The sequence below is a fragment of the Massilia sp. MP_M2 genome (genome assembly GCF_039123635.1).
Lineage (GTDB): Bacteria > Pseudomonadota > Gammaproteobacteria > Burkholderiales > Burkholderiaceae_D > Telluria.
This window is the reverse complement of sequence record NZ_JBCHJF010000007.1, coordinates 71,554-97,381: the sequence shown is the minus strand read 5'-3', so window position 1 is coordinate 97,381 and position 25,828 is coordinate 71,554. Positions and strand designations below refer to the sequence as shown.

At 64.2% G+C, this 25,828-nt stretch carries 21 protein-coding genes and 2 riboswitches; of the genes, 15 read left to right on the top strand and 6 right to left on the bottom strand.

What is annotated here, in order from left to right:
* Nucleotides 1-12 precede the first annotated feature (12 nt).
* The 4 genes from RCH14_RS15800 (at nt 13) to RCH14_RS15785 (ending at nt 3,365) form a co-directional block, all read left to right on the top strand.
* Nucleotides 13-381 carry an integration host factor subunit alpha gene (locus RCH14_RS15800; RefSeq protein WP_183553735.1) on the top strand — a complete coding sequence of 123 codons (369 nt, stop codon included), beginning with the start codon at nt 13-15 and terminating at the stop codon, nt 379-381.
* A 7-nt stretch (nt 382-388) separates the two neighbouring features.
* Entirely contained in the window at nt 389-796 is a 408-nt protein-coding gene (locus RCH14_RS15795; protein ID WP_343027056.1) for a MerR family transcriptional regulator, read from the top strand.
* 246 nt (nt 797-1,042) lie between these two features.
* Complete coding sequence (locus RCH14_RS15790) at nt 1,043-1,675, top strand: response regulator transcription factor (protein ID WP_091873377.1); 633 nt, start codon at nt 1,043-1,045, stop codon at nt 1,673-1,675.
* Between the two features lie 199 nt (nt 1,676-1,874).
* Nucleotides 1,875-3,365: a CHASE3 domain-containing protein gene (locus tag RCH14_RS15785; protein ID WP_343027055.1), complete on the top strand. Its 1,491-nt coding sequence runs from the start codon at nt 1,875-1,877 to the stop codon at nt 3,363-3,365.
* Between the two features lie 16 nt (nt 3,366-3,381).
* On the opposite strand, the gene RCH14_RS15780 is transcribed toward RCH14_RS15785, so the two are convergent.
* Nucleotides 3,382-4,185, bottom strand: coding sequence for a Crp/Fnr family transcriptional regulator (locus RCH14_RS15780; RefSeq protein WP_343027054.1), 804 nt, complete (start codon nt 4,183-4,185; stop codon nt 3,382-3,384).
* A gap of 289 nt (nt 4,186-4,474) precedes the next feature.
* Here RCH14_RS15780 and RCH14_RS15775 point away from each other — a divergent pair, with 289 nt between their 5' ends.
* The 9 genes from RCH14_RS15775 to RCH14_RS15735 all read left to right on the top strand — a co-directional run bounded on the left by RCH14_RS15775 (nt 4,475) and on the right by RCH14_RS15735 (nt 16,462).
* Complete coding sequence (locus RCH14_RS15775) at nt 4,475-5,188, top strand: response regulator transcription factor (protein ID WP_343027053.1); 714 nt, start codon at nt 4,475-4,477, stop codon at nt 5,186-5,188.
* 13 nt (nt 5,189-5,201) lie between these two features.
* On the top strand, nt 5,202-6,524 hold the full coding sequence (locus RCH14_RS15770) for a sensor histidine kinase (protein WP_343027052.1): 1,323 nt from the start codon (nt 5,202-5,204) through the stop codon (nt 6,522-6,524).
* Nucleotides 6,525-6,743: 219 nt separating this feature from the next.
* Nucleotides 6,744-7,160, top strand: coding sequence for a type IV pilin protein (locus tag RCH14_RS15765; RefSeq protein WP_343027051.1), 417 nt, complete (start codon nt 6,744-6,746; stop codon nt 7,158-7,160).
* On the top strand, nt 7,148-7,783 hold the full coding sequence (locus RCH14_RS15760; RefSeq protein WP_343027050.1) for a prepilin-type N-terminal cleavage/methylation domain-containing protein: 636 nt from the start codon (nt 7,148-7,150) through the stop codon (nt 7,781-7,783). The genes RCH14_RS15765 and RCH14_RS15760 overlap by 13 nt, the downstream gene beginning before the upstream one ends.
* Nucleotides 7,780-8,247, top strand: coding sequence for a hypothetical protein (locus tag RCH14_RS15755; RefSeq protein ID WP_343027049.1), 468 nt, complete (start codon nt 7,780-7,782; stop codon nt 8,245-8,247). Before RCH14_RS15760 ends, RCH14_RS15755 begins: the two co-directional genes overlap by 4 nt.
* The gene (locus tag RCH14_RS15750) at nt 8,244-9,401 is read left to right on the top strand and encodes a PilW family protein (protein ID WP_343027048.1); all 1,158 of its coding nucleotides are present in this window, start codon (nt 8,244-8,246) and stop codon (nt 9,399-9,401) included. Before RCH14_RS15755 ends, RCH14_RS15750 begins: the two co-directional genes overlap by 4 nt.
* A complete protein-coding gene (locus RCH14_RS15745) occupies nt 9,398-10,000 on the top strand; it encodes a hypothetical protein (RefSeq protein WP_343027047.1) in 603 nt (200 codons plus the stop codon). Before RCH14_RS15750 ends, RCH14_RS15745 begins: the two co-directional genes overlap by 4 nt.
* 29 nt (nt 10,001-10,029) lie before the next feature.
* The gene (locus RCH14_RS15740) at nt 10,030-14,670 is read left to right on the top strand and encodes a PilC/PilY family type IV pilus protein (RefSeq protein WP_343027046.1); all 4,641 of its coding nucleotides are present in this window, start codon (nt 10,030-10,032) and stop codon (nt 14,668-14,670) included.
* Between the two features lie 94 nt (nt 14,671-14,764).
* On the top strand, nt 14,765-16,462 hold the full coding sequence (locus tag RCH14_RS15735; RefSeq protein ID WP_343027045.1) for a peptide chain release factor 3: 1,698 nt from the start codon (nt 14,765-14,767) through the stop codon (nt 16,460-16,462).
* 74 nt (nt 16,463-16,536) lie between these two features.
* Here the strand turns inward: RCH14_RS15735 and RCH14_RS15730 are convergent, their stop codons facing one another.
* A complete protein-coding gene (locus tag RCH14_RS15730) occupies nt 16,537-17,568 on the bottom strand; it encodes a hypothetical protein (RefSeq protein WP_343027044.1) in 1,032 nt (343 codons plus the stop codon).
* 162 nt (nt 17,569-17,730) lie between these two features.
* Here RCH14_RS15730 and RCH14_RS15725 point away from each other — a divergent pair, with 162 nt between their 5' ends.
* Entirely contained in the window at nt 17,731-19,443 is a 1,713-nt protein-coding gene (locus tag RCH14_RS15725; protein ID WP_343027043.1) for a methyl-accepting chemotaxis protein, read from the top strand.
* Between the two features lie 27 nt (nt 19,444-19,470).
* On the opposite strand, the gene gcvP is transcribed toward RCH14_RS15725, so the two are convergent.
* From gcvP to gcvT, 3 genes are all read right to left on the bottom strand, one after another.
* Nucleotides 19,471-22,353: an aminomethyl-transferring glycine dehydrogenase gene (gcvP, locus tag RCH14_RS15720; protein ID WP_343027042.1), complete on the bottom strand. Its 2,883-nt coding sequence runs from the start codon at nt 22,351-22,353 to the stop codon at nt 19,471-19,473.
* A 95-nt stretch (nt 22,354-22,448) separates the two neighbouring features.
* Nucleotides 22,449-22,829 (bottom strand): glycine cleavage system protein GcvH, encoded by a 381-nt coding sequence (gene gcvH / locus RCH14_RS15715; RefSeq protein WP_343027041.1) that lies wholly within the window; start codon nt 22,827-22,829, stop codon nt 22,449-22,451.
* Nucleotides 22,830-22,887: 58 nt separating this feature from the next.
* Nucleotides 22,888-24,006: a glycine cleavage system aminomethyltransferase GcvT gene (gene gcvT / locus RCH14_RS15710; protein WP_343027040.1), complete on the bottom strand. Its 1,119-nt coding sequence runs from the start codon at nt 24,004-24,006 to the stop codon at nt 22,888-22,890.
* 46 nt (nt 24,007-24,052) lie between these two features.
* Nucleotides 24,053-24,149: riboswitch (glycine riboswitch) on the bottom strand.
* A 17-nt stretch (nt 24,150-24,166) separates the two neighbouring features.
* Nucleotides 24,167-24,251, bottom strand: a riboswitch (glycine riboswitch).
* 407 nt (nt 24,252-24,658) lie between these two features.
* On the opposite strand from gcvT, the gene RCH14_RS15705 reads away from it, so the two are divergent.
* On the top strand, nt 24,659-25,219 hold the full coding sequence (locus RCH14_RS15705; RefSeq protein ID WP_343027039.1) for an ATP-dependent Clp protease proteolytic subunit: 561 nt from the start codon (nt 24,659-24,661) through the stop codon (nt 25,217-25,219).
* Nucleotides 25,220-25,344: 125 nt separating this feature from the next.
* On the opposite strand, the gene RCH14_RS15700 is transcribed toward RCH14_RS15705, so the two are convergent.
* Complete coding sequence (locus RCH14_RS15700) at nt 25,345-25,743, bottom strand: hypothetical protein (protein WP_343027038.1); 399 nt, start codon at nt 25,741-25,743, stop codon at nt 25,345-25,347.
* Between the last annotated feature and the right edge of the window lie 85 nt (nt 25,744-25,828).

The window sequence follows — 25,828 nt, the reverse complement described above, 5'->3', positions numbered from 1 at the left end:
CTGGATCGTGCAATGCTGGTGGCGCGCGTACGTAAAGAGGCCGAACAGTCATTGCCGACCCTGACCAAGGCCGAGCTGGCCGAACTGCTGTTCGAGCAGGTCGGGCTGAACAAACGCGAAGCCAAGGACATGGTCGAGACCTTCTTCGACGAAATCCGCAACGCACTCGAGCGCGGCGAAGCCGTGAAGCTGTCGGGCTTCGGCAATTTCCAGTTGCGAGACAAGCCGCAGCGGCCCGGCCGCAATCCGAAAACCGGGGAAGAAATTCCCATTACGGCGCGCCGCGTCGTCACATTCCACGCCAGCCAGAAGCTCAAGGCCATGGTGGAAGAAGCCGGGCCGGGCAATTCGGGCTCGGGTTCGATGGCGCGCGCAGCCTGATTAAACGATGAATGACCGACCGAACAGGACCGAATTGACCGTGCTGCCACTCATCCCCGCGAAACGTTATTTCACGATTGGGGAAGTCAGTGAGCTGTGCGGCGTCAAGCCGCACGTGCTGCGCTACTGGGAGCAAGAATTTACCCAGCTCAAGCCCGTCAAACGTCGTGGCAATCGCCGTTATTACCAGCACCACGAAGTGCTGCTGATCCGGCGCATCCGCGAATTGCTCTACGAGCAGGGTTTCACGATCAGCGGCGCGCGCAATCGCCTTGACCATCGCGCCGTCGTGGTGGCCGAGCTCGACGAAGAGCGCCTGCGCGATGCCCCACCGGCCATCGACGCCGAAAAATTGCGCGCTGACTTGCTCGACATCCTCGATCTGCTCAAGAACGGATCTCCGCCAGCGCCTTAGCGCTGGCCACTACCTCACACCATCGACAGGTGTGCCGTACCAGATTGCGCCGGTTCGCGCGCGGCCGGCAGGCAGCGGGTCGTGGCCGGGTCAAGCCCCCACCTTTCATCACTCAGGTATTCGTAACGCTGTTGAAGGCAGGCGCCGGGGTGTTAAAATGTCACTCGCGCGATGCTGAACGACACGCATCAACCGGGCGGAGCAGATCCGGCACTTTCCTGCGCAAGGAAAATTTAAGGGAAGACAATGATACGCGTTGCCATTTGTGACGATCACCAGATAGTACGAGCAGGTTTCAAGCAGATTTTTTCGTCGTCGGGCGACTTTGAAGTCGTGGCCGAAGGCGCGACGGGCCGTGAGGCCCTCGACATCGCGCGCCGCGAGATTTGCGACGTGCTGTTGCTCGATATCGCCATGCCCGACCAGAGCGGCATCGATATCCTGCGGACGATCCGTCAGGGCCAGCCCAATTTGCCAGTGCTGATCCTGTCAGGGTATCCGGCGCAGCAATATGCGCTGAACCTGTTCAAGATGGGCGCGAACGGTTACCTGAACAAGGAATGCGAAGCGGACGAACTCAAGACGGCCGTGCGCACCGTGTTTCAGGGCCGCCGCTATGTGTCGTCGACGGTTGGCGAATTGCTGGCGCAGAGTTTCGATCGCGATCCGAACACGGCGCTGCACACCGAGCTGTCCGATCGTGAGTTCCAGGTTTTCCTGCGCCTGGCGAAGGGCGCAACGGTGTCCGATATAGGCAATGCGCTGTCGCTGTCGATCAAGACCGTGTCGACTTACCGCACCCGGATCATGGAGAAAATGGGCCTGCAGTCCAACTCCGACTTGACCTATTACGCAATGAAGAACAATCTGCTCGACTAAGAGTTCAGCCGTTTTTGTATCGGATTTTTCCCACAACGCGCCTCGGCGCGTTTTGTCATTGGGGCGACTGCTAGACGGATTCAGCAGTTTCGACCAGCATCAAATGCAACAAATAGTTACGCCGGGCCATTTGCGGCGCAACAACACGTCCTTACAGGTAAAATGCGAGCCCGCGTTGTCAGCGTGAAAGGATGTCTGGATGTATTTTTCAACCGCCCTGGCCGAGCGCCCGGCCCGTCGTCTTCCCCTTCATAAGTCCTTGCTGTGCCTCGTGTGCGTGGTGCTGCTTGTCGTCAATGGCGTATTCTTGCTGCGCAATCTGGATGATTTGCGCGCCGCCAATCTCCTGCAGGCGCAGACCGCCCAGGTTTCCGACGAGCTGCAATACCTGAACCTGCTTGTTACCGATGCCGAAACGAGTTTGCGTGGCTATTTTCTGTCGAACGATGACGTCTATCTGAGCCCGCTGCGCGGCGCGCCGCAGCAGATCGATGCCCAGCTCCGTCAGCTTGGCGTGCTGCTTGCCGACAATCCTTCACAGACCCGCAATCTGGCGCAGCTGCGCGTGCTGACCCAGCGCAAACTTTCCTTGCTGCACCAGTCGCTCGACGTTTTCCGGCAGGGTGGCCTGGACGATATCGTCGCGATCGCTGCGTCACCGGACGACCGGGCGCAAATGGACGAAATCCGCCTGCAAGTGGTGATCATGACGCGCGAGCAGAACGAGCTGCTCGAGTCGCGCACTGCCGGGTTTTATCAACAATACCGGCATGCAGCGCTGTTTGGTGTCGGCATCAATGCAGCAGCAATCACGATCTTGCTGCTGTTTTATAAACTCGTTGAACGGGCATTTGCGGCGCGCCTCGATGCCGAGTACGCGTTGCAGCAAACGAACGACGGTCTCGAGCACATCGTCGCGGAACGCACGGCGCAATTGTCGGTCCTGTCGCGCCACCTGATTCGCGTGTCGGAAGAAGAAAAATCGCGGTTGGCGCGCGAACTGCACGACGAGATGGGTGCCAACCTGACAGCCATCGGCATCGACCTGGCCACGGTCATCGACCGTTTGCGCGCGAACGAACCGGAATTGGTGGACAAGCTTGGGCGAGCGCGCCGCACGCTGGTCGACACCGTGCAGCTCAAGCGCCGCATCGTCGAAAACTTGCGCCCGAGCCTGCTGGACAACATGGGCCTGTCGGCGGCGCTGCAAAGTTACTGCGACGACTATGCGCGCGTTACATCGCTCGACTGCGATGCATTGATCGATTCTGATGTGGATGGGGCTGGTCCTACACAGGCGATCGCATTGTTCCGCATCACGCAGGAAGCGCTAAACAATATCGCCAAATACGCCAGGGCGCGCAATGTCATCGTCAACCTGACCCGAGAACCGGACGGCTGGGGACTGGAAATCACCGATGATGGTATTGGCATTCCCGACGGTATGCTGACCAGGACGAAATCGCACGGCCTGCTTGGCATGCGCGAGCGCGCCTTGCTACTGGGCGGAACCCTGGTAGTGGAGCGGGGTGTCAATGGGGTGGGGACGTGTGTTCGAGCCCTGATTCCGGCGGTGGCGCCGGGAGGCAATGATGTGGCGGCAAATTCTTCGACACCGCCGACCCTGACGCAGACGACAGGGCCGCAACATCAGGATCCGCTACGGCACACAGCGGCGAATCCTGATTGACTACTTGGTTGACAACTTAGCGTGCGACATCTGCCAGCAGGCGATCGTACTCGAACTTGGCGACTTTGTAGCATTCGCCAGCGTAGTCTTCCAGGCCAGCACGGTCCAGCACGGTGATGTTGCCGCGACGGTACTGGATCAGGCCTTCGTCCTGCAGCTTGCCGGCAGCAGCAGTGATGCTTTCGCGGCGCACACCCAGCATGATCGAGATCAGTTCCTGGGTCACTTTCAGTTCGTTGCTTGCTGAACGATCCAGACGGTCGAGCAACCAGCGGCACAGTTTTTGTTCGATGGAGCTGTGACGACCGCCGACAGCGTTCTGCGCCATCTGGGCGAACAGCGCGTTGGTGTAGCGCATCAGCAGCTGTGGCAGGGCGCCACCGCGGTTGAAGGCGTCACGCAGGAACTGGGTGCGCAGGCGGTATCCGTAGCCGGCACTTTGCACGACAGCCGAGCAGGTGGCGCGCTCGCCCATGAACAGCGACACGCCGACTGCGCCTTCGTGGCCAACGACAGCGATCTCGGTCGTGGCGCCGTCTTCCATTACGTACAGCAGCGACACGATTGCGGTTGTCGGGAAATACACGTATTCCAGTTTGCTGCCATACTCGAACAGCTCTTTGCCGAATGGCATTGCCACCAGTTCGAGATGGTCGAACATTTCTTCCAGATCCTGGCGTGGCAACGCTGCCAGCAGTTCGTTCTGTTGGGTGCCGCTGTAGCTGACGATCGGTTTAGACTGGGACTTCGATGCCTCACTCGTGGCAGAATTCTGGCTTTTTGCTTTTTGTGTGATACCAGCAAGTTGAGTGTTGTTCATATTATGTCCTCTTAGGTCTATCGTGCGTCAGGAGCGACTCAGGAGGCGTATGGTGCTTACCTCGTCGCGATGTGTGTACTTTACGTCCACCGTCTGTTGCCGCACATAAGACATGTAGTCGCCCCGGTGTAGGTTGCAAGCATCATCACGTGTCAGTCCAGTCCTACTGGGGGAAATGCCTGTTTTGCCCCTAAAAAGCGTTGTATTTTGTTTTGGAAACAAAAAATAACGCATAATTCAGGGTGCCGGCGGTGATGTTCACCGTCCACAAAACAGGATATTCCTACAAATGGGGCTGCAGATCGGGCTGCATATTTTGCTTGTCGAAGACGATGCCGTGCTTGCCGACGGCTTGTTACGTGCACTTCATGCACAAGACATGACGGTTCAGTTGGTGCGCGATGGCCTCGCTGCCGACGCTGCCCTGCAACGTATCGCTTCCGCTTCCGGCTCTGCCCCTTCCCCTGTGTTCGATGTGGTCGTTCTCGACATCGGCCTGCCCGGCATCGATGGCTTCGAGGTCGTGCGCCGCCTGCGTGCGCGTGGCGGCGCCACCCCCGTTCTTCTGCTGACTGCCCGCGACGCCGTCGAAGACCGTGTGCGCGGGCTGGAAACCGGCGCCGACGACTATCTGGTCAAACCCTTTGCCACGGCTGAACTGGTTGCCCGCATCCGCGCGCTGGCGCGCCGCCATGCGCCGCTCTCGTCGGTCCTGACTCTTGGTCGCCTGAGTCTGGACAGTGCCACCCGCCGCGCGCGCATCGGCGAGGGCGTCATCGACTTGTCCGTGCGCGAGTGGGGCGTCCTCGAATACCTGCTGCAGCATGCGGGGCGCGTCGTCTCCAAGCAGCAGATCATCGACGCCATCCTGCCCTGGGGCGACGACGTCACGCCCAATGCGGTGGAAGTCTATGTGTCGCGCCTGCGCCTCAAGCTCGACGGCGCCGACGTTGCGATCAGGACCATCCGCGGCTTTGGCTATCTGCTCGAAGCCCTCGCCTGATGCATTCTTCCCGATGAACAGCATCCGCCTGCGCCTGCTGAAATGGCTGCTCGGGCCGATCCTGCTCGTCAATCTCGTGCTCGCCGCGCTGGTCGCAGGCCTGGCATGGACACCCGCCCAGGTTGCCTTCGACGCCGGCCTCATGGACACGGCCACCGCCCTGGCCAGCCGCGTTGCCACCGGCGGAGCGGCGAGCCTGCCGCCCATGGACCCTGCCGCGACGGGCGAACGCGCCTGGTTCGTGGTGCGCGACGCGCGAGGCCGGCATCTCGAAGGGAACACGGGGTTTGCGTCATTGCGCCCTGGCGCGCCGGCGTACGATGCCGGCATCGACGGCGAGCCGGTGCGCGTCGTCGCACTCGCCGTGGCGACCCCGACGGGAATGCGCCACGTCGGGGTCGCGCGCACGCTGCGCCAGCGGCTCGACGTGCGCGCCGCCATCGTGCGCTCGCTCGTGGTGCTGGTCTCGCTCGGCACGATCACGCTGGTTGGCGTCGTCTGGCTGTCAGTGGGCAATGGCTTGCGGCCGCTGGCGCGCATCCGCGCAGAACTGGCCAGGCGCGGGCCGGGCGACCTCGCGCCGATTCCTACCGACGGGGTACCGTATGAAATCGCACCGGTGGTCAGCGGCTTTAACGACCTGCTCGATAAAGTCGAAGCCGGCGCGCGCGCGCAGCGCGACTTTCTGGCCGATATGGCGCACCAGCTCCGTACGCCGCTGGCCGGCGTGCAACTACAGCTCGAATGGCTCCATGCGCGTCATGCACACGACGCCGACACGGTGCGTTCGCTGGCCATGATGGACCTGGCCAACGAGCGCATGATTCGCCAGGTCAACCAATTGCTGGCACTGGCGCGCGCGCGGGAAGGGCGGCCCGGCGAACATGCCGGTGCGCTCGACCTGGCACTGCTGATCCAGGAATCGATCCAGTTCTTCGTCGACAAGGCGGCAAACAAACGGATCGACCTGGGCTTTGAACTGGCAGCGGCCCCCGTCACGGGCGACGCGTTCCAGCTGCGCGATCTGATCGACAACCTGGTCGACAATGCGCTGCGCTATACACCCGAAGGCGGGCAGGTGACGGTCGGGTGCACGGTCGATGCCGGCGTGACGGTGCTGACCGTCGTCGACTCCGGGCCCGGCATCCCGCCAGCGCAGCGCGGCGCGGTATTCGAGCGCTTCGTAAGGCTCGATGACAACGCCACGGGCAGCGGACTCGGTCTGGCGATCGTGCGTGATATTGCACGTGCGCACGGCGCCGATGTCGCGCTTGGCGATGCAGCAGGCGGCGGCACACGCGTCACGGTGCGCTTTGGCCCGGCCACTGTGGTGTAGCTGACAAAGGCTTTGTCGTTACCCCTGAAGTCGCGAACCTGCACGAATCGCTGAACCGACTGCCTCACGTCCAGCAATTGCCGCATTGTGCGCGGCTGTCAGGGGTTTGTCAGCATTTCCTCAGGGAAATGACAGCTTCATGCTTTATGATTCCACCTGGAAACATGCCGCGCGACAATTGTAGCCCGGCGGTCAGCGCGCAGCGCCCAGGAGAATTTCATGCAACAACGTCAATCCGGTTTTACGCTTGTCGAGCTCATGGTCGTCGTGGCCATTATCGGCATCCTGAGCGCAATTGCCTTACCCTCGTACAACAGCTACATCCTGCGCGCGCGCCTGGCCGAAGCCCACGGCGACCTGGCGTCGACCCAGCCACGCCTCGAGCAGTTCTGGTCCAACGAACGCACCTACGAGGGTTTCGCGGGCAAGCCCGCCGACACCAAGAACTTCACCTACGCATTGACGAGCGCCAGCGCCAGCGCCTACGTGCTGACGGCAACGGGCCGTGCGGGCGCCGCCGAGTTCGTCTATACCATCGACCAGGCCGGTACCCGCGCCACCACCGGCGCACCGACTGGTTGGACCAAGAGCGCTACTTGCTGGGTCGACCGCAAGGATGGGACATGTACGCAATAAACCCACCCCGGCACGCCACAGGCGGCTTTACGCTGATCGAGTCGATGGTCGGCCTGGTCGTGCTGGGCATCCTGCTGGCTGTGGGCGTGCCGCAGATGTCGGGCTGGCTGGCCGCTACCCGCGCCACCGGTGCGGCCCAGTTCTATGCCGACGGCTTCGCGCAGGCACGCAACCTGGCCATGACGCACAACAGCCAGAGCCGGCTGGTGTTCGTCTCGGGCGAGAACCGCCAGCCGGGCTGGCAGATCGATCTGTGCCTGCGTAACAGCGGCAACCCCTGCACCGACGTCAGCAACGACTGGTCGACCCCGACCACTGCGGCCAAGGGTGCGACCGGCGCAACGGCAGACTACCGCTCGCTCGTGCGCGGCGCCGACACCTTGCCGCCCACCACGATGCTGACCGTCACGCTGGATCCGGAAGACGATGACGCCGTGTATTTCACCCCGCTGGGCTGGATCGATGCCGGCCAGACGAATCAGGTGCTCCGTGTCGACCTCGCGCCAGCCGGCGCGCTCGTGGGGGAATTCAAGGCGTCGGCCGTCGTGCTGACCCTGGGCGGGATGGCAGTGACCTGTCTGCCGGGCGCCGCCGCCGGCGATTCGCGCAGGTGCCCGCAATGACCCGCGCCCCAATGAACCGCGTGCCACTGATCCGCGCTGCCATGATCCGCCGTGCCGAACACGGCGTCGCGCTGCTCGAGTCGCTGCTCGCCGTGATGATCCTGGGTATTGCCCTGGTCGGCACGCTGGGTCTGCAGGCGCGCTCCATCGCGGCCCTGTCGGATGCCGGGTTGCGCGCCGAGGCAACCGTTGCTGCCAACGAGTTGCTGGGCATCATGTACAGCGACATGCCGCATGCGGCCGACTATGCACTGGCCGCGGGCGGAACGCCCGGTACGCGCCTGGCGGCCTGGCATGCGGCCGTGCAGGAGCGGATTCCGGGCGCAGGCATCGTGGTGGGCGTGGCCACGAATGCGACTGTTGGCCGCACTGAAGTGAATATCGCGATCGGCTGGCAGCGCACGGGCGACAGCCAGCGCAATACCCACCGGATCAAATCCTACCTGACGGCATCGAAACCATGAGCGCCCCGTTCATTTCCCGCGCCCGTGGCTTTTCGCTCGTCGAACTGATGGTCAGCGTCGTCATCGGCCTCCTGGCGGTGCTGTTTGCCACCCGGATCATGACGGACAGCGAGCGCAACAAGGACGCCGCGCTGGGCGGCTCCGATTCGATGCAGAACGGCATGCTGGCAATGTTCCAGATCAGCAGCGATGCCGAGCAGGCCGGCTTCGGCCTGAACGACCCGTTGATCACCGGTTGCAACACCATGTTCGCCGACAGTCAGGGCTACGAGCTGGCGCCGGCGCAGCGCGGCGGCGTCACGATCCGTCCGCTGGCCGCAGCCGTGATCGAGCCGGGCGGCACGGGTCCGGACCGCCTGACGCTATACGCGGGCGCCGCCCCCGGCGGTACGTCGACCATGCGCGTTATCAAGAACTATATCGGCGGCACCAGCGTCGAGGTCGATCGCGATCCATGGGGTTACTTCACGCTGGGCGACGTGATCGTCGTCGCGCCCGAGAACATTGGGGCCGATTGCGCCCTGGCGCAGATATCGAAAGTCCCCGACAAGCCGGAACTGTCGTTCGGTGCGACCAGCCAGCGCTTCAACCGCGGCGCGCTGGGTGCGAATTACACGGGCAATACGACACGCCTGTTCAATCTCGGACCCGGTGCGCGGCTGGCGTTTCATACCTGGTCGGTGGAGGCTGGCTACCTGCGCCTGCGCGCCACCGACATGGCCAATGCCGCCGACAACGCGCAGGCGGTCACGGGCGACATCGTCTCGCTCAAGGCGCAGTACGGTTTCGACGGGCGAACGGGCACCGGCTTCGCACCAGAAAAAGGCACCGCCATCAGCGCCTGGTCGTCCACCATGATCGATGCCGACGGCGATGGCGTGACGGGCAGTCCTGGCGACTACGGCCGCATCGTGGCGCTGCGCATCGCGGTGGTGGCGCGAGGGAAAAACCCCGAGCGGCCTGCCGCCGACGGCACCTGCAGCGCCACGACCACGGCGCCGCCGTTGTTTGCGAGCGCGCAGCCGAGCGACGCCACGGCGGAAGAAGTGGAGGTCGATCTGGCGGTCGAGAACGATCCGATCGACTGGACATGCTATCGCTACCGCGTGTTCGAAACCATTGTCCCGCTGCGCAATGCGGGATGGAGGCCATGATGGCGCATCGTCCGCACCGGCTGTCCCGGGCAGCCCAGCGCGGCATCGCGCTGCCGGTCATGCTGATCATGATGCTGGTGATGCTGGTAACGAGCATCTATCTGCTCAAGTCGAGCAACAGCACGACGCTGAGCGCATCGAGCCTGGCGTATGACGCCACGCTCAGCCGCGCCGCCGATTTCGGCCTGCACAAGGGCTTCGAGTGGATCGACCAGAAAGCCAAGACGAACAAGGGTTCGCTGACGGCGCATCAACCGGCGGAGGGTTACCGCGCCACCATGGCGCCTGGCCTGTCGACCCGTGAAGAAGAGTTCTGGAGCAACAGCAAGAAGGTCACGGATTCGGGCGGCACCGAGGTGGAATACGTGATCCACCGCCTGTGCAAGAGTACCGGCACCTTCGACGACAAGAATGCCTGCGTGCAGACCGCCGCCAACACGGCTGGCCTGGGCAATGCGACCGCCATCGGCGAAAGCATCCGCACCGATGGCGTCGTGTACGCCGCCAGCCCGCAGCTGCACTATGTGATTACCGCCCGCATCCACGGCGCGCGCGGCGGTACCGTGGTGAACCAGATGGTAGTACTGATCGGTGTCTGACGGCGCCGTATAACCCGAACGGATTGCGCATGAACCCCTTCTCGACCCTCACGCATGCCGCCGGCCGCACCGGCCCGGTGGCACAGCTTGCAGTGCTGGCGCTACTACTGGGCGCGCCGCTGGCGCAGGCGGAACCGACTGCCATCGCCCAGCTGCCACTGCTCAATATCAGCGGAAGCGGTACGGTCAAGCCGAACCTGATGCTGCTATACGATAACTCGGGGTCGATGAATTTCAATTACACGCCCGATTACATCAACGTCACCGACACCTGCCGCGCCGGTAGCACGATGTCGGCCGGCACGCGCGCCTGCAAGATTGGCGATCCGCCATTTGCCAGTGGCGGCTTCAACCGCCAGTACTACGACCCGGCAGTGCGGTATCTCCCGCCGGTCAAGGCCGACGGCACAGCCTATCCTGATCTCGACGCCGGGCGCACGGGCGACTGGAAGCGCGTGCCAACCGATGTGTACGGCGTGAACCGGGCTGACTTCCTGGGCAATGTGGCTGACACCAGCAATCTGGTGGATGGCTACTACGATATCGAATGGTGCGACGCCAACCTGAACAACTGCATGCGCAATACGGGTGGCTATGCCTACCCGACCAACAGCCGCTACCGTGCGCGCTACGTCTACAGCACCCCGTACTACTACACGAACAATGTCGCCGAGTACTGCACCAATTCCAACCTGACCGAGTGCCGCGCCGCCACCGCCAACGGTACATCGCCGGGAACCAGCTATACGTTCCCGGCGCGCGTGCGCTGGTGTGACTCGAAAGCATTGACCAATTGCCAGGCCAAGTTCGTCGGCACCTACAAGTATCCGCGTTTTGGCGCCGAGAACGTGGTGGCGCCGTGGTACGGCATGATCAGTATCGGCGCGTCGAATAACGCCAGCACGCGCACGATCGCGGCAGTGACCGCCGTCGGTCCGCTGGGCACGCAGGTCATCACCAATGGCGCCGTGACTGCCACCACCGGCACCAACACGGCCGACAAGCAGGCCGCCCTGGCCCAGGCGCTGGCCGTGGCGATCAATGAGAAGGTTGGCGACGCCGACAGTTACTTCGCCTGCGTGCGCACGCCGAAGAACGGGGCGGTGCCCAGCTGCAGCAGCCTGGGCGTGGCTCTCGGCGCCGACAATGTGGTGGGTGTCGTGCCAATCTCGTGCCCGGCTGGTTCGACCACCAAGTCGCTCAGCGTGTGCAGCCTGGTGTCCGACAACAGCCGCGCCGGCACCGGCCTGATGGTCGCCAGCGGCACGGGCGCGACCGCCTTGCTGCGCGTGGGCGGCACCACCAACAACAGCACCAGAAACAGCGAAAAACAAGTGATGAGTCGCCTGAACTTTGCCGGCAGCGGCATGCTGGGCGGCGACATCACGTTCAACAGCAGCACGGGCGCGAGCGCGATCGTGGCTGCGCTGCAAGCGCGAATCGGCACCCGGGGCAACGTGACCGCCTACGTCGGCAACACCCCGAATTCGCCGCCAGTGTGCGCGAATGAACCCAACACGACGCTGTGCCTGGTGGACAGCTCAGGCCAGGCCGAAGGGCAGGGGATCGACTTCACCATCCCGAGCAACAACCGGTACAACAACCGCACCTGGCTGACGATGAGCGCTGTCAACGCGGTCTCGGACATCGTGCCAACGTCGACCACCGGCCTGGGTGGCTCGGTGTTCGTGCGCACCGACATCGTCCCGGGCCGCACCATCTACCCGCGCGCCATCGGCCGCACCGACTGCACCAGCGGCTCCTGCTCGTATGCGCAGGAGATGACCAACTTCGCCAACTGGTATGGCTACTACCGTACCCGCAACCAGATGATGAAGACGGCCGTCGGCCATGCGTTCTCGCCCGTCACCGACAAGTACAACGTCGGGCTGGTCGCGTTGTCGGTCGCCGCGGTCGAAGGCGCCATGAACAAGCCCAAGCCGTTTGCCGGCGCTGAACGCAACAGCTGGTACGACGCGCTGTACGCGATGGCCACGGAGGGCTCGACCCCGGTGCGCCAGGCCCTGCACGCGATCGGCAAGATGTACGCGAATCAGAGTCCCTATAACTACGCGGCCGGCGAAGAAGTCGTGAAGTACCCGTGCCAGCAGAACTTCACCTTCATCACCACCGACGGTTACTGGAATGGCAAGGCGCCGGTCGGGGTGGCCAGCAACGACGAGGTCGACAATCCGGCCCGCTTCTGCCTGCAATCCAGCGGTTGCGTTGATCCGCGCGACCAGGGCAAGCCATCGCTGGCCGACATCGCGCTGTACTGGTACAACGGCGGCTCGGCCGACAAGACCGTGTCGTTGCGTCCGTTGCTTGAGGACTACAGCAAACCCGGCGCGGTGCCGGCCGCCACCGGCGAGAACAACCGCCTGCACATGCGTACCTATGCCCTCGGCCTGGGCGTGGACGGCATCATGAACTACGAGAAGGACTACGACACCAAGCCGGATCCGAACGGCGACTTTTACAAGCTGGTCAGTGGCGCGCTTAAGTGCCCCTGGAACAACGAGGGCCGCTATGTCTGGCCCGATCCGGACGTCGATGAAGACAGCGGCTCGGCCGCCCTGCAATCGCGCGTGGACGATCTGTGGCATGCAGCGATCAATGGCCATGGCAAGTACTTCTCGGCGTCCGATCCGATGCAGGTGGTGGAAGGGCTGCGCACGGCCCTGTCGAACATCGAAGTCAAGACCGGCGCAGCAGCGGCGGCGGCCACCTCGACCCCGAACATCTCGCAAAGCGACAACGACATCTTCTCGGCGACGTTCACCACCGTGCGCTGGTACGGGCGCCTGTCCAAGCGCAAGGTCAATACCATCACCGGCGACGTGGAGCCGACCGAGGACTGGAATACCTCGAGCCTGCTCGGCAAGAAGGTCGAGGTGGACGAAGATGGCCTGGACAGCCGCTCGATCTACATGCTCAAGGATGGCGCGCTGGCCGCGTTCAGCTACGACACGATGGACACGGGCACGCGCGCCTGGTTCGACAACAAGTGCAATGTGCTGACGCAGTGCGCCAATATGTCGGTGGCCAACCGCGCGCTGGTCAACGATGGTCGCAATATCGTCAACTGGCTGCGCGGTCGCCAGCAGTACGCCAACGACAACGTCCTGCGCGCCTTCTCGCGCCAGGAAGTGGGCACCGACAAGACGACGATTCCGATCGTGCTGGGCGATATCGCCTCGTCCAAGCCGGCTTATCTGCGCGAGCCGCGCCGCAATTTCGACCGTGCCGGCTACAGCGCCTTCAAGGCCACCAATGCGAGCCGCAAGGCAACCGTGTTCGCCGCCGCCAACGACGGCATGCTGCACGCGTTCGATGCCGGCACCGGCGACGAGTTGTGGGCGTATGTTCCGCGCATCACGATGAAGAAACTACACCAGCTGGCCAGTACCACCTACGGCACCAACCACATCTTCTCGGTCGACGGCTCGCCCGAGATTGCGGACGTGCAGGTCGGCACTGAATGGAAGTCGGTGCTGGTGGCGGGGCTCAACGCCGGCGGGCGCGGTTACTACGCGCTCGATGTCACCGACCCGACCGCGCCGAAAGCGCTGTGGGAACTGTGCGCCGACGCCAGCGCCTGCGCCGGCAACGTCGACACGCGCCTGGGCCTCACGTTCGGCAACCCGCAATTCGGCACCATCGTCGATAGCGCGGGCGTGGAGAAATGGGTCGTGTTCCTGACCTCGGGCTACAACAATATCCCGGGTACCGATGGCGTGGATGCCGGCGATGGCAAGGGCTATCTGCTGGTGGTCGACGTTGCCACCGGCAAGGTCATCGAATCGCGCTCGGCGACGACCGGCGAGGGCAGCGTCGCCACGCCGTCCGGCCTGGCCAAGATCTCGGCAATCACGAATGACCCGAACAACGATCCGCGCGTGACGTATGTGTATGGCGGCGACAATACCGGCAAGATGTGGCGCTTCGACTTTACCGGTACCGGCGCACCGGCGCGCGTGCTGATGGGCGACGCCGGCGTGAGCCAGCCGGTCACGACCCGCCCTGAAGTCACGCTGTGCCGGGTCGATACCACCGTTGACAACAAGACCGTCTCGTCGGCTCAGCGCGTGGTGCTGTTCGGGACCGGCCGCCTGCTCGATCTGGTCGACGTGACCACCACCGACGTGCAGAGCGCGTACCTGCTCAAGGATGACGGCGAGGGCATCAGCACGGCCGCCTGGCGCCAGTCCTCCATGGTCAAGCGTACGCTGGAGCGCGTGGCCGGCGACGACACGGGCAATGCGCCCTACACGATTGCCGGCGACGACGTGAACCTGGCCAGCAAGAAGGGCTGGTATACCGACTTCAACCTGAATGACGGCGAGCGCGTCAACCTCGACCCGCAAGTGGTGGCCGGCACCATCAACGTGGTCACCAACTTGCCAAGCTCGTCGACCGACTGCAAGGTGGGCGGCACCAGCAATATCTACCAGCTCAATGTCTGCACCGGCCGCGCGGCCTCGCGGGACGGGCTGGCCGGTTATCCGCTGGCCAGTTCTGCCGCAGTGGGCTTCATCGTGATCCGCCTGCCGTCAGGTGCGCTCAAGACGATCACGACCACCGCCGACGGCACCATGGTCACCGGCAAGTTCCCGCCATCGGAAACGATCGAGGCACACCGCGCCGGCTGGCGCCGCGTGCGTGACTGAGCAGTAACATCGGGAGCGAAGAGAGTTCACACGGCGCCTTGCGAAAACGGTAAAATCGAGGGTTTTCGACAAGGGCCGTTTCAAGGGCTCGACTATGGCCAACGATATCGACACCTCCGCCGCGCAGGACACCCCTGACGCCGGCGACGACAGCAGCACCGGCAGCACGAGCGCCATCACCAGTACGGCCGCACAGGCCGGCGTGATCGCGCGCGAAGTCGCGCGCCGCCGCACCTTCGGCATCATCTCCCACCCGGATGCCGGTAAAACCACGCTGACCGAAAAGCTGCTGCTGTTCTCGGGCGCGATTCAGCTGGCCGGTACCGTCAAGGGCCGCAAGAGCGGGCGCCATGCGACGTCCGACTGGATGGACATCGAGAAGCAGCGCGGCATTTCGGTCGCCTCGTCGGTGATGCAGTTCGATTTCCGCGACCACGTCATCAACCTGCTCGACACCCCGGGCCACCAGGACTTCTCGGAAGACACCTACCGCGTGCTGACGGCGGTCGACTCGGCCCTGATGGTGATCGATGCGGCCAAGGGCGTCGAAACGCAGACGATCAAGCTGCTCGAGGTGTGCCGCATGCGCGCCACGCCGATCGTCACGTTCATGAACAAAATGGACCGCGAAACGCGCGATCCGCTCGAACTGCTCGACGAAGTCGAATCGGTGCTCAAGATCGAATGCGCGCCGGTGACCTGGCCGATCGGCATGGGCAAGAACTTCCGCGGTGTGTACCACCTGCTCAACGACGAGATCATGCTGTTCAAGGCCGGTGAAGAAAAAGCCGATGGCGCCTTCGAGATCGTCAAGGGCATCGACAATCCGCGTCTGGCCGAGATGTTCCCGCTCGAGATCGAGCAGCTCAAGATGGAAGTCGAACTGGTGCACGGCGCCTCGCACGTGTTCGATCTCGAACGCTTCCTGTCGGGCGTGCAGACCCCGGTGTTCTTCGGCTCGGCGATCAACAACTTCGGCGTGCGTGAAATCCTGTCGGCGCTGGTCGACTGGGCGCCTTCACCGCGCGAGCGCGACGCCACGGTGCGCTCGGTCAAGCCAAGCGAAGTGCCGTTCTCCGGTTTCGTCTTCAAGATCCAGGCCAATATGGACCCGGCCCACCGCGACCGCATCGCCTTCCTGCGCGTGTGCTCGGGCCGCTTTGAAAAAGGCATGAAGGTCAAGCACCTGCGCCTGGGGCGCGACGTCAAGCTGTCGTCCGTCGTGACGTTCATGGCGTCGAGCCGCGAGCAGGTCGAAGAAGCCTTCGCCGGCGACATCATCGGCTTGCCGAACCACGGCAATATGCAGATCGGCGACAGCTTCACCGAAGGCGAAATACTCAGTTTCACCGGCATTCCGTATTTCGCGCCAGAGCTGTTCCGCTCGGTACGCATCCGCAATCCGCTCAAGATGAAGCAATTGCACAAGGGCCTGCAGCAGCTGGGCGAAGAGGGCGCGGTGCAGGTCTTCAAGCCGGTGCTGGGCAGTGAACTGATCCTGGGGGCGGTCGGCGTGCTGCAGTTCGAGGTGGTCGCCAGCCGCCTGCTCAACGAGTATGGTGTCGACGCCGTGTTCGACAGCGCCAGCATCAGCAGTGCGCGCTGGGTCTCGAGCGACGACAAGAATGCGCTGGCCGACTTTGAAAATTCGCTCGGTCACAACGTGGCCTACGATGCGGCCGGCAATATGGCGTATCTGGCCACCTCGGGCGTCAACCTGCGCCTGACGCAGGAACGCTGGCCGAAGCTGACCTTCCACGCAACCCGCGAGCACGCGGTCAAGCTGGCCTGATCGAAGGGCCAGCGCCCGCGTCGTCCTGACGCGGGCCTTTATTCTTGCGCTTGTTCTTGCGCTTGTTCTTGCGCTTATTCTTGCCGCGTCACGCTGGCCTCGATGGCAATCGACGCCAGCGTTTGCGTGCGCGAGGCCCCAAGCGCGTCGGTCACGCGCAGCTGCACCGGTAGCCATGCGTGCTGCGGCGCCAGCCACAGTTCCAGCACTGGTGCGCCCGGCTCGCCCAGGCGCGCCAGACGCACTGTATCCAGCGGGCCGGCGGCCGTGTCGATCCGTTCCGGTCCCAGCACCTGGTAGCGCTCGATGCCGGCGCCGCCCGCGCCGCCGACCCAGAATTCCAGCACGTCCTTGATCTGACCCGCGTCGCCCACGCCCATGCCCGCCAGTTGCAGCAGCACCGACGCGGCATCCTGGCTCCCGGGGACGAGCGGGAAGGGCTGCGCCTGCGGCCCGGCGCCGATGGTGCCGCTGCCGCGATCGAATACGGTGGTCAAGGCGCCCGTGCCCATCCCGCTCAAGGCCCGCTGCGGGGCGATGCCGGCGTCGTCGACCTGGCCCTGGCTGGAGATCGTACCCAGCACGCCGTCGAGTTCAACCGTATAGCGCGTGCCATCGCTGCGCCAGACCATGCTCGCCGAACCGGCCTCCTGTGCGGGCGCATCGGGGCTGCTGCGCGTGACGAGGGCGTAGTCGATGCGACCGGATGGCGGTGGCTTGACGCGGTAGATGCCCGGCATCTGGACGGGTGCCGCGCTGCCGCCGCTGGCGGCGGGCACCTCACCCTCGCCAGCGGCGGGCGGCGCGGCGGACGGCGTGGCAACGGGGCCGCCATCGGCCACGGCGATGGGGGCGGGCGCCACGGGCTGCGCGGGTGCCAGTGGAGGTGCAAGTGCGGCAGGTACGTCGGCCGCCATCGATGGTGCGTCCACCACCCCGCGTGCGGCCGGAACCAGCCGCAGCGTGAGGTCCGGCATGCCGATGACGGCGGGCCGCTGCGTCAGGCGCGCATCGATCCAGGCGATCACGAGGGCGTGCAGCAGGAGCGACAGCAGGCAGACGAGGAGCAGGCGCCGGTTTCGCTGCAGTGGAGCAAGAAAGATCATGCCGCTAGTGTAGCGCGCGCGTTGCGCCACCACAAAGGCTGGCCTGTTCTGCGGCGTACATTCAAGAATGCATTCAAGAAATATCGCGCTCACCAGGGGATACCATGACGATGATACCGCCGCGCCGCCCGCCAGTCCCACCTGCCATGACGGCGGCTTGACATGCTGGCCCGTCTTCGCATCGGCCCCAAGCTCCTGCTGGCCCCAGGCGCCGTCCTCGTGCTGCTCTTGGTGCTTTCCTGCGCGGCCTATGTTGCGCTGGCACGCCAGAATGCGTCGCTCGAATCGATTGTCGGGCAGCGCGCCGCCAGCTTGCGCGCTGCCGCCAGCCTGGGCACACAATCGCACAAGGCGCATGCCGACATCTACCGTTACCTGAGCTGGATGGGTGGCAGCTTTCCGCCGGCCCGCACCGAGCCGCTGCGGCGCGACATCCTGGCGCAGCACGGGCGCATCGCCGTTGGCCTGGCGACGCTGTCGGCAGGTTCGCTGACTGCCCCCGAACTGCGCCACATCGAGCAGGCCGCGCAGGCGCAGCGCCGCTATGCGCGCGCCGTGCGCGACGTCATCGAGCTCGCGCCGCTGGACGGTTCGATCAGCGCCAACGCGATGCAGAAGGCCGAAGCCGCGTATGCGCTGGTCGACCTGCGCCTGGTGGGTCTGAGCGCACTTGAAGAGACCCTTGCGCGCAAGGCCGCTGCCAGCGCCAAGGCAGACTTTCGCATGATCGCCGTGCTGATGCCGGCCGTGCTGGTGCTGGCAATCGCGCTGTCGCTGGCGATCACGTTCGCCGTACGCCGCATCCTGCTGCGCGAGATCCGGGGCATCGGCCTGGCCGCCAGCAGCCTGGCCAGCGGCAACTTCACGGTGCAGGAGCGTGACTACGGTAGCGACGAAATCGCCGACACCTCGCGCCTGCTCGATGCGAGCATCCGCAATCTCAATGGCATGCTGCGCACGGTCGCCGATGCGGCGCACACGATCGGTGCAGCCTCGCGCGACATCAAATTCGGGAGCCTGAGCCTGGGCAGCCGCGCGGTGTACCGCGCGGGCGCGCTGTCGCATACCGAACACATGCTGCAAGCGCTGGCAGCCGATGTGCGTCACTGTGCCGACGATGCCAGGGCCGCCAACCGCCTGGCGGCCGGTGCCGCCGACGTTGCGCAGGATGGCGGCGGCGTCGTTGACCGCCTCGTGACGACGCTGGGTGCGAGCCGGTGCAGCGCCTTGCGCGTGGTGGACATCGTCGATGCTCTGGAGCTGGCCGCGAGCGCAACAGGCACCATGGCGCTCAACGCGGCGCTGGATGCATCGCGCGCGCCGTTGACCGCTGCCGAGCTGGCTGCGGTGGCAACCGAGGTGCGCGCGCTGGCACGGCGGGTGGCCGGCGCGAGCCGCGAAATTCGCGCGGTGGTGGCGCAGTCGGTGGCCCAGATCGACGGCGGCGTGACGGGGGCGCTGCACGCCAGCAGCAGCATGCAGCGTATCGCCGGTTCGGTACGCGAGGTGGAAGATATCGTCGGGCGCATCGGTACGGCCGGCGATGGCCAGGCCGGGCAACTGCAGGACGTCAGTCAGGCGATCGTGCAGATGGACCAGGTCACGCGTCAGAATTGCACGCTGGTCGAAGAAGCTGCCAACGCCGCCCGCACGCTGCAGATGCAGGCGATTGCGCTGGCGCGCACCGTGGCCGGGTTCAGGCTCGAAGAAGAGGGGGATAGCGTGGTTGCGGCGCTGCCAGTGCCTGCGTCACCACCCGGGCCGAATGAACACGGCGGCGTCCCGGTCGAACCCACGCGCGAACGGCGTGGGCCAGGCCGGGAACGCCGCCGTCATCCGGCGTCGCACTTGCGGCTCGCTTCGAGCCGCAAATAGGACGCCATTGCACGAGCGTTCTGGTGATTACTCGTAATCGCTGATTGGCGCGCAGCCGCAGAACAGGTTGCGGTCGCCATACACGTTGTCGGCGCGGCCGACCGGTGGCCAATACTTCTTCTTGCGCAGGCTCGCGACCGGGAACGCCGCCACTTCACGCGTGTAGCCGTGGGTCCAGTCGTCGCTCGTGACCACTTCGGCCGTGTGCGGCGCACCCTTGAGCGGATTGTCCATGCGGTCGTACTCGCCGCGCTCGACCTTGACGATCTCGGCGTGGATCGTGATCATCGCCTCGATGAAGCGGTCGATCTCGACTTTCGACTCCGATTCGGTCGGCTCGATCATGAGCGTGCCCGGGACCGGGAAGCTCATGGTCGGCGCGTGGAAACCGAAGTCCATCAGGCGCTTGGCCACGTCCTCGTTCGAGATGCCGGTCTTGTCCTGCAGCGGACGCAGGTCGATGATGCACTCGTGCGCGACCAGGCCGTCGTGGCCTGCGTACAGCACCGGGTAGTGCGGCGCCAGGCGACGCGCGATGTAGTTGGCGTTCAGGATCGCCACTTCGGTCGCCGCGGTCAGGCCGTCCGCGCCCATCATCGCGATGTACATCCACGAAATCGGCAGGATCGACGCCGAGCCGAAGGCCGCGGCGCTGACCGCGCCGATGCCGGCTTCGTCACGCACGTAGCCGGTGGAGAGCTGGTTTGGCAGGAACTTCGCCAGGTGTGCGCCGACGCCGATCGGACCGACGCCCGGGCCGCCGCCGCCGTGCGGGATGCAGAAGGTCTTGTGCAGGTTCAGGTGGCTGACGTCGCCGCCGAACGCGCCCGGCGAGGCCAGGCCGACCAGTGCGTTCATGTTGGCACCGTCGACATACACCTGGCCGCCGTGCTGGTGCACGATCTCGCACAGTTCCTTGATGCCTTCTTCAAACACGCCGTGAGTCGACGGGTAAGTGACCATCACGCAGGCCAGATTCGTGCTGTGCTGCTCGGCCTTGGCCTTCAGGTCGGCCAGGTCGACGTTGCCGTTCTCGTCGCAGGCGGTGACGACGACCTTCATGCCGACCATGCTGGCCGATGCCGGGTTGGTGCCGTGGGCCGATGACGGAATCAGGCAGATGTTGCGGTGGCCTTCGCCACGCGCCTGGTGGTACTTCTGGATCACGAGCAGGCCCGCGTACTCGCCCTGCGAACCGGCGTTCGGCTGCAGCGAGATCGCGGCGTAGCCGGTGGCGGCGCACAGCATTGCCTCGAGCTGCGTGATCATTTCGCGGTAGCCGACCGTCTGGTCGTTTGGCGCCAGCGGGTGGATGTTCGAGAACTCTGGCCAGGTGACCGGCACCATTTCGGACGTCGCGTTGAGCTTCATCGTGCACGAACCAAGCGGGATCATCGTGCGGTCCAGCGCCAGGTCCTTGTCGGCCAGTGCGCGCAGGTAGCGCAGCATGTCGTGCTCGGCGTGGTAGCGGTTGAAGGTCGGGTGCGTCAGGTAGGCGCTGGTGCGGGCCAGGGCCGTCGGCAGCGCGTCAACGGCAGCAGCGTCGAGTGCGTCCAGGTCAACCGATTTGCCGTCGCCGAAGATGGCGATCAGCGTGGCGAGGTCGTCGCGGGTGACGGTTTCGTCGAGCGCGATGCCCACTTGCGTGGCGTCGATCTGGCGCAGGTTGATGCCGTGCGCGGTGGCGGCGGCGTGGATTGCGCCGGCGTCCTTGACGCGCACGGTCAGCGTGTCGAAGTAGGTCTGGTTGACCAGCTCGAAGCCCAGTTGCTGCAGGCCGGCGGCGAGGATCGCGGCTTGGCGGTGCACGCGGCGGGCAATGCGCTCGAGGCCTTGCGGGCCGTGGTAGACCGTGTACATGCCGGCCATCACGGCCAGCAGTACTTGTGCGGTGCAGATGTTCGACGTCGCTTTTTCGCGGCGGATGTGCTGCTCGCGGGTCTGCAGCGCCAGGCGGTAGGCCTGGTTGCCTTGCGCGTCGATCGTCACGCCGACCAGACGGCCCGACATGCTGCGCTTGAATTCGTCGCGGGTGGCCAGGTAGCCGGCGTGCGGGCCGCCGAAACCGAGCGGCACGCCAAAGCGCTGGCTGTTTCCGACGACGACGTCGGCGCCCCATTCGCCCGGTGGCGTGAGCAGGGTCAGGGCCAGCAGGTCAGCGGCCACGATCACCATGCTGCCTGCAGCGTGCAGTTTCTCGACGGCGGCGCGGTAGTCGCGCACTTCGCCATTCACGCCCGGGTATTGCAGCAGCACGCCAAAGCAGGTTTCATCGAGCGACTCGATGTCGGCTGCTGCGATGGTGCGCACTTCAACATCGATCGGCAGCGCGCGCGTTTCGATGATTTCGCGGGTTTGCGGCAGCACGTCGTCGGCGACGTAGAACACTTTCGATGCCGACTTGCCGACGCGCTGGATCAGCGTCATGGCTTCGGCGGCGGCGGTGCCTTCGTCCAGCATCGACGAGTTGGCGATGCCCATGCCGGTCAGGTCGGTCACGGCCTGCTGGAAGTTCAGGATCGCTTCGAGGCGGCCTTGCGAGATCTCTGGCTGGTACGGCGTGTAGGCGGTGTACCAGGCCGGGTTTTCGAAGATGTTGCGCAGGATGACCTTCGGCGTGAAGGTGCCGTGGTAGCCCTGGCCGATCAGCGATTTGAGCACCTTGTTCTTCGAGGCCAGGCCCTTGAGGGTGGCCAGTGCTTCTTCTTCGGTGCGTGGCTCGGCGAACTGGCCCAGGTCGATCTTGTCCTTGCGGCGGATATTGGCTGGCACGACGGCGTCGATCAGCGCGGCGCGGGTCTCGTAGCCGAGGGCCGACAGCATCGCTGCCTGTTCGGCGTCGGACGGGCCGATGTGGCGCGGGATGAATGAATCACGTGCTTCGAGTTGGGTGAGGCTTGGTCGGGTCATGTTGGGGGACACAGTCTGCGGCGACGTTGAAGGAGAATGGCGGGTGGTGCAGGGCGGTGCGCCGCGGCGGGGCCGGCGGCGCACCTGAAGGCGGATCAGTGGTCGGTGGTCTTGCCGTAGGCGTCAGCGTCGAGCAGATTGTCGTACGAGCCGGCGTCGCTTGGAGCGAGCTTGAACAGCCAGCTGCCGTAGGCATCCTGGTTGATCGAGTCCGGCGCGTCGGCCACTGGCTGGTTCACGGCGGTGACGGTGCCGTCAACTGGCGAGTAGATGTCGCTGGCGGCTTTCACCGATTCCACCACGGCGGCGTCGCTGCCGGCGGTGAAGGCCTTGCCGACCTGCGGCAGTTCGACGAACACGATGTCGCCCAGCGCGTCCTGCGCGTATTCGGTGATGCCGACGGTCAGGGTGCCGTCTTCTTCGCGGCGAATCCACTCATGGGATTCGGTGTATTTCAGGTCGGTAGGGATGTTCATGAGGACTCCGGGTAGTTGGGTGGATAGCAGTATAGGTGTTCTGGGGTCTCGGCAGCGCTCAGGCGGCCAGCACTTTACCGTTGCGCACGAACGGCAGCTTGACGACGCTGGCGGCCAGGCGCTTGTCGCGGATGATCACGTGGACGGTGTCGCCGATGGCCACGTCCATGGGTACGCGCGCCAGGGCGATCGCCTGCTGCATGCTCGGGCTGAAGGTGCCGCTGGTGATTTCGCCTTCCAGGCCGGAGGCCGCGACCACTTTCTGGTGCGCGCGCAGGATGCCGCCTTTTTCGCGCAGGATCAGACCGACGAACTGCGCGCCCTGGCCTTTCGCCTGCAGCGCGGCCTTGCCGATGAAGTCGCGCTCGGAGACCAGATCGATCGTCCAGGCCAGGCCGGCGTCGAGCGGGTTGACGGCGTCGTCCATGTCCTGGCCGTACAGGTTCATGCCGGCTTCCAGGCGCAGCGTATCGCGCGCACCGAGACCGGCCGGCTTGATGCCGACGGCGACAAACGCATTCCATAGCGCTTCGGCTTGCGAAGCCGGCACGCCGATTTCGAAACCGTCTTCGCCGGTGTAGCCGGTGCGGGCGACCATCGCTTCGCCAAACGCGGTGTCGCCGACGATGACGGCGTTGAACGGCTTGAGGTGTTCAGATGGCGCCTGGGTGGTCGGCAGCACCTGCCACACCTTGGCGCGGGCGTTCGGACCCTGCACGGCGATCAGCGCGATCGGATCGTTGCCGTCGCGGCGCGCGGTGATCGTCACGCCGCTGTTGGTGGCGGTGTTCTGCCCGTTCATCCACGCGACGTCTTTTTCGGCGGTGCCGGCGTTGACGACGATGCGGAACCATTCTTCGGACATGAAATAGACGATCAGGTCGTCGATGACGCCGCCTTCGGGATTGAGCATGCACGAGTACAGGGCCTTGCCCGGCACTTGCAGCTTGTCGACGTTATTGGCCAGCAGGCCGCGCAGGAACGTGCGCACATTGGCGCCCTTGACGTCGACGACGCACATATGGGACACGTCGAACATGCCGGCGTCGCTGCGCACTGCGTTGTGCTCTTCGATTTGCGAACCGTAGTTGACGGGCATGTCCCAGCCGCCGAAATCGACCATCTTGGCGTTGGCGGCGCGGTGAGCGGAATTGAGCGGGGTCGCTTTGAGCGTCATGGAATCCTCAGGCAGAAATAGGGGTACAGCACGGTCGTCGTGCGCTGTCGACCCCTCTGTCCTTGGTACCTGAGAGATAGCGGCTGCGTGCCGCTTGCCCCTTCGGTGGACCGCTACCGCGGCCGCTCTCCAGAGTTGAACCGCCGCGCGCTGCGCCGCCGTCCCTTGACCGGTCCTTTTGCCTGAGAGTTTATGGGTGAGTGCCCCTTCGGCGGCAGCATGCTGCGCTCTCCCGATCAAGACTGCGGAGGATATTCCACCCTTTGCCGACTGTCAACCGCCCACCCCCAAACTCACAATTAGGGTCAGAGTCGATTTCTTTGACAACTTTTGACAATTGCCCAATAAATCGACTCTGACCCTAATTAATTTTGACCTCTGCGGAAATGAAAACGATGCATTTAGAAAATTCAATGACTCGCAGAATCAAAGCCTGACTTTGGTAGCGCTAAACGCGCAAATAATAAATAGGGTCAGAGTCGAATTGTTTGACAACTTTGAGGAATTGCCCATTAAATCTACTCTGACCCCATTGGTAGGTTTGGCGTGGATTTGCTTTAAAGCATTGCTTCGCACTATTGGCGATTGGTGGTGGGACCGTGCGGGGGGATTTGCTACACTTAGTTCACTTACTTTGTAGGCGGAACAGACTATGAATCAAGACAAGGCGCTGCAGGAGAAAGAGGGGTGGTTTACGCTGTCGGGCGATGTCAACAGTGATATGGTTCACCGGATGTTCGAGGCGGTGGCGACCATGACGGAAGACGGCATCGATACTGCCCACGTGCTGCTGCAATCGAACGGTGGTTATGTCAGCGATGGGCTGTGCCTGTATAACTTCATGGCCAATTCGCCCGTTAAATTTGTCATGTACAACGCTGGTGCAGTGGCATCGATTGCCGTCGTCGTGTATCTGGCCGGGGCGCGCCGCTATGCCAGCGAGACGGCGCGGTTCATGATCCACAAGTCGCACGCGACGGCTTCGCCCGGTTCGCGACCGGATGCGCTCAATATCATCGTCGAGGGCCTGCGCGCCGACGATGCGCGCACCGAGACGATCCTGCGCAAGGAGATCGAGCTCACGCCCGAGCAATGGAACGTGCATCAGTACGGCGACCTGCACATGACGGCGCGCGATGCGAAGTTGGCTAGGATGATTCACGAAGTGACCAACTTTGCGCCGCCCAAGGGGGCGGTACTGCGTAATATTTGAACGGGGCCCGACCAGCATCAGCACACGGTGTGTGGTGGATGCGGGTATGAAATAGCCTGCCGACGTGAGGCGGTGGCAGGCTATTTTGTGCGATGCGCCCGGTCTGCCCGGCGCGCAGGCGTGACTCAGCGGTTCGAGTCGTCCTTGTGATGCTGGCGCTCTGCGGTCCCGTCCTGCTCGGGCGTGCCGTCCCGCTCGGGCATGCCGCCCCGGACGTCAGCGGCCGACAGCGAGCCGGCCTGTGGCGATTCAATCAGGCGGGTATCCGGTTGCTGGACCGGTGTGGGCTGGCGCCCCGACGCCACCGACGCCACCGACGCCACCGACGCCACCGACGCCACCGACGCCACCGACGCCACCGATTGCACGGATGCTCCGAATGCCGGATCGGATTGCTGATTCGACGCAGGATCAGACTGATGGTCTGCATGATCCCTGTGACTCTGGCGTCCGATGTCGGCTTCCTGCTCGTGCGCGCCGCCCTGGTCGCCTGAACCGGGACCCGCGTTGTTGTTCTCGACCATGATGTTTCCTTTCAAAATTATCAACAGATCGTACGCCTGTCTCCGAAATGACGTGGTTCGTTTCCGGCAAGCGCGCTCCTGCGAC